At 35.0% G+C, this 10,182-nt stretch carries 8 protein-coding genes; 4 read left to right on the plus strand and 4 right to left on the minus strand.

Going from position 1 to position 10,182, the window contains the following annotated elements; all coding sequences use genetic code 11:
* From Q8907_07910 to dtd, 3 genes are all read left to right on the plus strand, one after another.
* A partial coding sequence (locus tag Q8907_07910; GenBank protein ID MDP4274186.1) for a metallophosphoesterase occupies positions 1-1,461 on the plus strand: 1,461 nt, incomplete at its 5' end.
* 443 nt (positions 1,462-1,904) lie between these two features.
* Complete coding sequence (locus Q8907_07915; protein MDP4274187.1) at positions 1,905-4,676, plus strand: ATP-binding protein; 2,772 nt, start codon at positions 1,905-1,907, stop codon at positions 4,674-4,676.
* Between the two features lie 106 nt (positions 4,677-4,782).
* A complete protein-coding gene (dtd, locus tag Q8907_07920; GenBank protein MDP4274188.1) occupies positions 4,783-5,235 on the plus strand; it encodes a D-aminoacyl-tRNA deacylase in 453 nt (150 codons plus the stop codon).
* Between the two features lie 7 nt (positions 5,236-5,242).
* Here the strand turns inward: dtd and yidD are convergent, their stop codons facing one another.
* The 4 genes from yidD to Q8907_07940 all read right to left on the minus strand — a co-directional run bounded on the left by yidD (position 5,243) and on the right by Q8907_07940 (position 8,053).
* On the minus strand, positions 5,243-5,464 hold the full coding sequence (gene yidD, locus Q8907_07925; protein MDP4274189.1) for a membrane protein insertion efficiency factor YidD: 222 nt from the start codon (positions 5,462-5,464) through the stop codon (positions 5,243-5,245).
* Between the two features lie 28 nt (positions 5,465-5,492).
* On the minus strand, positions 5,493-5,897 hold the full coding sequence (rnpA, locus tag Q8907_07930; protein MDP4274190.1) for a ribonuclease P protein component: 405 nt from the start codon (positions 5,895-5,897) through the stop codon (positions 5,493-5,495).
* Positions 5,898-6,087: 190 nt separating this feature from the next.
* Positions 6,088-6,843: a uroporphyrinogen-III synthase gene (locus tag Q8907_07935; GenBank protein ID MDP4274191.1), complete on the minus strand. Its 756-nt coding sequence runs from the start codon at positions 6,841-6,843 to the stop codon at positions 6,088-6,090.
* A 43-nt stretch (positions 6,844-6,886) separates the two neighbouring features.
* Positions 6,887-8,053: a DUF4271 domain-containing protein gene (locus Q8907_07940; GenBank protein ID MDP4274192.1), complete on the minus strand. Its 1,167-nt coding sequence runs from the start codon at positions 8,051-8,053 to the stop codon at positions 6,887-6,889.
* Between the two features lie 296 nt (positions 8,054-8,349).
* Here Q8907_07940 and Q8907_07945 point away from each other — a divergent pair, with 296 nt between their 5' ends.
* Complete coding sequence (locus Q8907_07945) at positions 8,350-10,050, plus strand: S41 family peptidase (GenBank protein ID MDP4274193.1); 1,701 nt, start codon at positions 8,350-8,352, stop codon at positions 10,048-10,050.
* The last annotated feature ends 132 nt before the right edge of the window (positions 10,051-10,182 follow it).

Consider the following 10,182-nt stretch of genomic DNA (forward strand, 5'->3'; position numbering starts at 1 on the left):
GAAATTATCAGGCAGGATGCTGCCCTAAGTAATTTCAGAATTGAAAATTATTTGCATTATGCAGTAATCTATCAGCAAACTAAAATTTTCCATTGTTTAATTTCTCAGCAAAATTTCACTCCTAAAAGTCCCGATTTTTTAAATAAACTGCTTATAACCGCCTCAGAATATCCCCAAACCCTGATTATAAAAGACCTTCTAAAAAATGGGGCAAACATCAACTTTGCCGATTCCATAGGTTCAACTCCTTTGATGCATGCAGCTTCAAACGGAAGATTAAAAAATGCAAGGTTATTACTTCGCCAGGGGGCCAATTTAAATGTCCTGGACAAAAAAGGATTATCGGCTACAGACTATGCCATAAAACATAACAATCAAAGAATATATTCCTACTTTACAGGATATTTTGAAAGACATCTTCCCAATTATTCGGATGGTCCATACATCAAATGGGTAAACCGGAAAAAAATCAAAATTACCTACCTCTTTCATGATTCCTTAAGAAACAGGACTTATGAGGTGATAAGCTTTTCGAAACTAAAGAATGATATTTTTACTTTAAATATATACGATATAAATTCTGTATTTCAGTGTAATAAAAATATTGATAAAAGTTATTTCCAGGACACAGCCCAGATTTTTGTAGTAGGGGATGTACATGGCGGCTATGAAGGCATGAAAAATCTCCTGATCAACAATCATATTGTTGATAGTCAATTAAAATGGAACTGGGCCAACAACCATCTGGTATTTATGGGTGATATTTTTGACCGTGGGGATGGAGTTACACAATCACTTTGGTTGATTTATAAATTAGAATGTCAATCTGCAAGTTATGGAGGTCATGTTCATCTTTTATTAGGGAATCATGAAATCATAAATCTTACCAAAGACTCCCATTATCTCTCCAAGAAATATTTCTATCTTTTCAAAAACTTAAATTTAAACTATACATCCCATTATAAAAGCAATTATGAATTAGGCCGTTGGCTCAGGACGAAAAATACAATCCTGCGCATCAATGATGTAGTTTTTGTCCATGGGGGATTATCCCCCATGCTGGCTTCAATGACTTCAAATATAGATTCTTTGAACAACACCATAAGACGCTATCTTCAAAATCAACGGTACTCCAGGAATGATCCCGTATTTCAGAATTTTTTGCTGGGTGAACAGGGTCCATTTTGGTACAGAGGCTATATTGAGGATAATCTGGACTACTCAAAAATAAAAGATAACGAATTGGATACTGTACTGAAAAAATTTAATGCAAATTTCATAGTCATAGGACATTCAAATGTTGACCAAATAAAAGCCATTGACAACAATAGGGTTTTCGTCACTGATGTGCCTTTCTACCAAAAAACCTTATACAGCCCCCAGGGGCTTCTGATCAACAAAACAGGATTTTTCCGGGCCAATCTTAACGGGACCAAGGAAATTATAGTTAAGAAAAATTGATCCATCCATTTTGATGATTTCTAAATCTTCCATACTATTACTCCACTTTTGAACAGAAAAAATCAGCCATTTCTCTTTTTTTTTCGTACAAGATTATAATTTTCTTTTTGAAAATCAATGGAGAAAATTTCCCCTGATCGGAATAAGTTCATTCATTTTCAGCCCTAAGACGATTACTAGTTTGCCGGAAGGAAAAATGGTTGAAAAAAGATTTACAAAATTTTCAAGATAATTATCCAATCTCAGGTAGGGCTAAGTGTGAAAATATTTAAAAATTGAACAGAAATTTTTATAAAATATATTTAACTATTAGATAATCATTTATAAATGATTATCTTAACACTAAATTATATTAAATTAAAGTGAGATTTAACTTATTCAATATCATCAAAATGGATAAATTTATCCATTCACCCAAGAATTTAAAATTTTTAACGGAAGAAATGTTAGAATACTTCCTGCAGCACCATCAACATTTTATCTTCATTTTTAACGAAAAAAACTACAAAATCCGGTTTGTCAACAACAAAACCTGTGAATATTACCACTTAACCAAAGATGTTATGTTGCAAATGGATATTAGAAAATTCTATATAATTTCTGAAACAGATTTGCAAAATATCATCAAAGAAGTAAAAATAACAGGCTATAGTAATAAAATAATTAAGCGTTTAAATTCAAACAATGGAATAATTGATTCAAGTGTCAGCTTTCAATACCATCCTTTTATCAATGACAAACATTTGATTATTTCCTACCTCTTAAAAGAGCCCACCGCTTCAGGTAACTTTATAAGTCATATGTTTCCTGTTTCAGGTAATGAATTATTTTATAACAAATTTCTGAATGGAATTAATGATCCGGTTTTTGTCAAAAACGAAAATCTTGAATTTGTTTTTGCCAATGAAGCTTATTTCAAATTGTGTGGTTTAACAAGTTCGGAATTATATGGCAAAACGGATAAAGATATCTATCTACCTCAGGAAGTTAAAAATTACAAAAAAAACGACCTGGAAGTCTTAAATTCAGGGAAACTCAACATAAAAGAAGAAAAATTTACCGATGTAAAAGGTAAATCCCATTGGATACTGACCAAAAAGACCCTTTTTTCAACTTCTGATCATAAAAAATATATAACCGGAATAATCACGGAATTAACAGCTTCCAAAAAAGTTGAAGAAGAACTGCGCATCAGTAAAAATCATTACCGCATGCTTTTTGACCATTCGTTCATTCCAATTCTGGAACTTGATTTTTCAAAAGTTAAGAAATATTTTGATTCAACAAATTTGACGAGTAGTAAACCTGATATTCAAAACTACTTTGACAATAATCCCAATGTGATTCTTTATTGCCTTTCCCTTATAAAAATAAAAGATTTCAATCAAAAGACCCTAAATGTTTTTGAAACCGACAGTAAGGAGGAAATCCGCACAAATTTTCCCAAACTTTTTGCTCCTTCTTCCTTACAAACAATCACAGAAATTATTTATGAAGTGTTAACAGGGAAAACAAGTATAGAAAAAGAAATTTCGCTGCTTACCTGTAAAGGGAAAAGCTTGATATGCAATCTAAGCCTGATCATTTCACCTGGTTATGAGGATAGTTTTTCGAGTGTTATGGTCTCTTTGGTCGATTCCACGCAAAGAAAAGAATTTGAGAAGTCGCTTAAAAAAAGTAAAGCAAATCTGAAATCTCTTTTTGACAGTTCCCTGCACAGCTATGCCTTGTGTAATCCTCAATATAAATTATTGACTTTCAATATTAAATCGGTTGAAACAGTTTCAACACTTTTCGATAAAAAAGTAAAAAAGGACTCATACATACTCGATTATATACCGGACTCCAGCAAGGAAAAATTTAAAACCAGTTTTCAAAAAGCTTTAAATGACGAAAAATTACATTATGAGACAAAATTAATTCTACCCACGGAAGAAGAATTGTGGTTTGAGGTAACCTATTCACCTGCTTACGATTATACAGGTTGTTTGCTGGGAGTAGCTTTCAGTGCATTAGACATAACCAAAAGGAAATGGGCCGAATTTGAACTGATCAAGACAAAAGAAAAGGCCGAAGAAGCAGACCGCCTGAAATCTGCCTTTCTGGCCAACATGTCGCATGAAATAAGAACTCCCATGAACGGAATTCTTGGCTTTACCCAATTGTTAAAGGAGAATGAACTACCGGAAGATATCCGCCAGCAGTACCTGGAAATCATCAACAAGCAGGGGCAACATCTTTTATCCCTCATAAACGATATTATTGACGTTTCAAAAATTGAAGCAGGTCAACTGAAAACAAACGAAGCGGATTTTTACCTCAACCGTTTGCTCGACAACCTTCATGAATTCTTTAAATCAGAAGCTTCTCAAAAAAACACTGTCAATCTGATACTGGAAAAAGATTTATCCGATTCAGCAAGCATTATTCATAGCGATGCAACAAGGTTGCAGCAAATTCTGACCAATCTCTTAGGAAATGCCCTGAAATTCACCAGTTTCGGGAACATATCCTTTGGATACAAACTGCTAACAAATAAGGACAACTCCGGGAAAAAGTATTTGAAGTTTTTTGTTAAAGATAGTGGAATAGGCATTTCTACAGAACAGCAAAAAATTATCTTCGACCGTTTCAGGCAGGGCGATGAATCCACCTGCCGACGTTTCGGGGGAGCAGGTTTGGGACTGGCCATTTCCAAAGGTTTGGTAAATCTTCTGGGAGGGGAAATTTATGTGTCCTCTGTGCCGGGGAAAGGTTCAACCTTTTATTTTACCATACCCTACAAAAACAATTCAAGAATAAATAGCAAAAAGCCTGAAATCCATTCAAAACATTTGTTCGAATGGAGCAGTAAATCAATTTTACTGGTTGAAGATGATGAGCCCAGTATTGAATATATTACTGAATTATTAAAAAATACAAATGCCAAATTATACAAGGCTTCAAATGGGAAGGAAGCCATCAATGCCTTTAAATCATTTCCTGCAATAGACGTGGTGCTGATGGATATCCAGCTAACGGGGATGAATGGTTATGATGTTACCCGGGCAATAAAAAATATCCGCAAAAACATTCCGGTCATTGCCCAAACTGCAAATGTAATGGAAGAAGACCGCGAGAAGTGCATAGAATCAGGCTGTGATGACTTTATTGCAAAGCCCATCGACCCGGAAAAACTATTTGAAGCCATAGATCATCAACTGAATAAGAATTAAAAATTCTTATATCCTGTTTCAATACTATTCTAAATGAAAAGGATAAAACTTCATAATTCCTATCTTTGCCCGCGATACAACGGGTATTTTAATCAATTCAAACAATATGAGGGTGGTCATTCAAAGAGTTTCAGAAGCTTCAGTTACCATTAACAAAAAGATAAAATCGGCAATACATCAAGGATTACTGGTATTTGCAGGTTTTGAAGATCAGGACAATCAGGAGGATTTAGAATGGATTAGCGGTAAAATTGTCAGATTGCGTATTTTCAATGATGAAAACGGGGTGATGAATTGCTCTGTCAAAGATGTTCAGGGAGATATTCTTTTAATCAGCCAATTTACCCTTCACGCAAGTACAAAAAAAGGAAACCGCCCTTCATACAGTAAAGCTTCCAAAGGGGATATTGCCATACCGCTTTATGAAGGATTTATCAGACAACTCTCTTCCGATTTAGGAAAAGAAATAGGAACCGGGGAATTCGGCGCCGACATGAAAGTATCCCTGAACAACGATGGCCCAGTGACAATCTATATGGATTCAAAAAACAAAGAATAAGGATCAATCAGGGAACCGGGTCATAGCCATGCCCTCCCCAGGGATTGCACCTCAACAGCCTTCGGAGGGTAAGATAGCTCCCTTTCAGGGCTCCGTGCTTTTTAATGGCTTCAATCCCATAATTCGAACACGAAGGGGTAAATCGACAGGTAGGCCGGATCATAGGAGATATGGCGTACTTATAAAAGTAAATCAGCAGCAAAGGCAAATAACCTGCTATCTTATTTATAAAATGGAAAATATTTTTTATTCTGAAGCTAAACATCCTGCTTAGATTTTTCATCAATTTTCTTTATCTGCTCTGTAATTGTTTGCAGGCATAAGGCCACCTTTTTTTCTATTTCCCTATAGGGGATAATCTCTTTTGAGATATAAATGAACATCAAACTGAGAGATTCTTTTTCTTCGCCTAAAATCAATTTTATGGCCGGTTTATTTAAGCGGAATGATTCCTTTATGCGTCTTTTGATCAAATTGCGCCTGACTGCCCTTTTAAAGAATTTTTTAGGCACAGAGACACCGGCTTTAATATTACCGCTGTTATCTTTTTCAACTTTCCAGACTACTTTCAGGGGATAATTCATGACAATAAAACCGTCTTTAAAAAGACTATCTATCGACTTTTTCCCTCTAATTCTTTCTTCTTTGGTGAAAGTGAACATAAAAACTTAATAAATAAGCATAAAAATAAGTTCAACAGTTATACCCGGACAGAAATTACTTTCCTTTGCAGGAAAAACTTTAAGGATCTAAAACTTTTGGAGAAACAAAAATAAAGAAAAAGGGGAAAAAATTCCCCTCATCTTTTATATAAAGTTCATGGAATGATTAAGAATTCCAATCTTAACCCTTCTATTTTTTACAATTCTTATTGTATTCCTTAATGAACTGTTCCAATGCCATGGTCATGGAAGGAGCTTCAGGCATAGGGGCCTGAATATCCAGTCTTAATCCTGCTGCTTTTACAGCTTTTGCTGTTGACTCACCAAATGAAGCAATTTTAGTATCATTTTGGATGAATTTCGGGAAACGTTTCAGCAAGGCTTCCACGTTTGATGGACTGTAAAAGACCAGAATATCGTAATTCAATTCTGACAATTCTGAAAGATCATTGCAAACATTCCTGTATAATACGGCTTTTGCATATTTAACTTTCTCCTTCTCCAGGATTTTTGGAATATCCAGCTTAGAATTGTTCGACATAGGCAGGAAAAACGATTCTTCGCGGTGCTTTAAAATAATTTCCGCCAAATCATCATTATTCCCGTTTGCATAAAAAATCTTACGCTTGCGGTATACGATATATTTTTGCAAATAAAAAGCCACCGATTCGGACAGGCAAAAATATTTCATCGTATCAGGGACAGTAATACGCATCTCTTCACAAATCCGGAAAAAATGATTAATTGCAGTTTTCCCTGTGAAAATTACTGCAGAATATTGTAAAATATCAATACGACTTTGCCGGAACTCCTTCGATGTAACCCCTTCAATACGACTAAACGGTTTAAAATCAATCTTCAAATTGTTTTTATGGGCTAGTTCGAAATAAGGCGATTTTTCATTTTCCGGTTTGGGTTGCGAAACCAATATTTTTTTTATTTTCAATGCAGTATAATTTATATTAATAAAAAATGAAAAACTTTCTACATCACAGTACCATCAATGATTTTATAACTTTATAAAATATCAAAAGTGGTACAATTTCTAGGGTGCAAAGATAGAAAATCAGGTACAAAATTGAAAACTCTTTTTTCAAAATAATTTTTATTCCCCGAACTGTTCTTAAAATGTAGAAAATACCGCAAAGACAAAAACCGGTTATGATCAGATAATTCGAATATTGAGGATTTGTAAAAACAATGCAGGCATTTAAGGGCAATAAGCAAAGCCCTAAATTCTTGTTGAACATGTAAGTGTTGTGCACATATTCTTTGTATGCTTTCTCACTTTGAAAAACCGCACCGAAAAATTTGCATAAAATATTGAACAGCAAATTGACAACACCCAAAATGCCACAAAATATAAAATAATTCGTTATATCATTAACCGGGAAAGCACGTAAACCATAATATCTGAAGGCCAGAAATGCAAATAAACCGCCACTAAAAAGGAATATCAGGTTTAATATCATATAAACCCTTACCAGTAAGGCATTTTTATTATTAAAAAGAGTTTCTGCATCCTGCTCAAAAACTACAGAACGGAATATTTGTACGATATATTTTTGATACAATTGCCTGGCAAAAGCTAAAATAATCAGGCAAATCATAATCAGCCCAAATATCCAATCCTGATTATGGGTAATTCTCGTTGTATTGTCTTTAATTTTAGATTTATTGGGTACCTCAATAGAAAAACTTTTCTTTCCCTGCACCATCACAGGGTATTTGAAGCTCTTTTCATTTTTGCTCTTTGGTCTGAGACTGGTCAATAAATTTTCCTGGGAAACGCCGGGGAATTTTGCCTTGCCCTTTTTCAGGTAACAGCCACTTTCCCATACTATACCGGGTTTCTGGCAAAATGCAGGGGGATATTGTACCAATGTGTCCGGCCTGTAATAGCTTACTGAATCGGAATAACCATGCCTGATACTATCCTGCGATAAACTTACTTTTTTTGTTGAAGCCGAAAGCGAAGCATGTACCTGGGTCGAATGTTTTTTAGAAACATTTTCAGATTTCTTCATCGTTTTGGAGACATGCCTGGACGTATCCGGCCTTGTAATCCGGGAAGAATTATAATTTGTATTCATTTCTTCCACCCCCGGATATAAAAAAGCCTTCGCAAATAAACCATTGTTAAACTCAGTAAACATCCACTAAATTTTTTGCAAAGATAGTATTTTATAATGATCTAACTTTTATAAAGTGATTCGTAATTATCATTACACATTTACCTTAAGAACCGAAATGCCAATTGGATCATTTACCTGAAGTACAAAAACAAAAAGGGATTAATTGCGTTAAGTATAAAATATTTCACTTAATTTCGCGTATTTTTAAATACTTTATAAAAATATAATTCTATAATTTTTCAGTTAAACAATCAGACCCTATTTCGTTATTGATCTTTTTAAAGGGGCTAAAAGTATTAAAATTTGCATCAATGAGAATGTTGAAGTTGAAGAAGAAGACAAAAATATGGATATTGGCAGTTTTAATTGCAGCAGTGTCTGTATTTGGTGTGGCTTATGAGGCAGACAACGATTTTAAAATTGTCAAGAGCCTTGATATTTACTACACTTTATTCCGCGAGTTGAATTTATTTTATGTGGATAATACTGATCCTGAAAAACTCGTAAAGACAAGTATAGATGCCATGCTCGAAAATCTGGATCCCTATACGGTATACATCCCGGAGTCGGAAATGGAAGATTTTAAATTTATGACTACCGGACAATACGGAGGGATTGGGGCAGTGATCAGAAAAAGTGGCGATTATGCCGTAATAGCAGACCCCTATGAAGATTTTCCTGCTGTAAAATATGGACTTAAAGCCGGAGACCTTATACTTGAAATTGACGGGAAATCAATAAAAGATAAAGAAATAAGCCAGGTAAGCGATATGCTCAAGGGTACTCCCAATACCCCTGTTGAATTGACCGTTCAGCGTGAAGGTGCAAACAAACCTTTTAAGAAAACTTTGATCAGACAGATTATTAAAATTGATAATGTTCCGTATTACGGCATGGTTACCGATAAAATCGGATACATCAGGCTTTCTAATTTTACCTCGGATGCTTCAAAAGAAGTTAAAGCTGCCTTGATAGATTTAAAGCAAAACCATCACGCAACTTCCATCATTCTTGATTTAAGGGGTAATCCCGGAGGATTATTAAACGAATCAGTTGAAATTGCAAACATTTTTGTACCCAAAGGCCAGGAAGTTGTTAGCACCCGAGGCAGAGTCAAGCAATGGGATAATGTTTACATTACCAAAAATGAAGCGGTAGATGCCAATATCCCTTTAGCTATCCTGGTAAACAGGGGATCGGCATCGGCATCTGAAATTGTAGCCGGTTCCATGCAGGATTTAGACCGCGGCGTAATTATCGGCGAACGTACTTTTGGCAAAGGACTGGTTCAGACCACCCGCCCATTAAGTTACAATGCCCAATTGAAGGTAACCACTGCGAAATATTATATCCCCAGCGGACGTTGTATTCAGGCATTGGATTATAGCCACCGTAACCCGGATGGCAGCGTAGGCAATATTCCCGATTCCCTTATTTCTGAATTCAAAACAAAAAATGGACGTAAAGTTTTCAACGGAGGAGGCGTTATTCCCGACATCCCTTTGAAACCGGAATTGCTCAGTCAAATTGCCATCAACCTTTACAGTAAAAATTTGATTTTTGATTTTGCCACTCAATATTCGCTCCTGCATGCCAGCATTGATGCACCTGAGAAATTTTCAATTTCTGATGAAGATTATAACCAGTTTATTCACTTTGTTGAAGGTAAGAATTTCGACTACCAGACTAAAACGGAAGAAACTTTCGAAGATTTGAAGAAGATAGCCATTGAGGAAAAATATTACGATAAATCGGCTGATGAATTTAAGTTACTGGAGAAAAAAATTGCCCATAACAAAAGCAAAGATTTTATTGCTTTTAAGGATGAAATTAAACAGTTGCTTTCTGAAGAAATTATCAGCAGGTATTATTACCAAAGGGGCAGAATAAAATATTCGATCAGAGAGGACGATCAGATTGGTAAAGCTATTGAATTGCTCAACAATCATCAACTTTATGTATCTATTCTGAAGGGTACCAAAAATACCAATGATAAAATCACGGCTTACAGGCGATAATTTTATCTTAAAAAATTAATCAAAAACCTTTATGGAATCTATCTGTAAAGGTTTTTTTGTTTCCCGGTATTATTTTCAATATACAATTTGGGCTAAAGCCCAATAAATATCTAAATTTCAGCCCATCAGCTA

The organism is Bacteroidota bacterium (assembly GCA_030706565.1).
Classification (GTDB): Bacteria; Bacteroidota; Bacteroidia; order Bacteroidales; family JAUZOH01; genus JAUZOH01.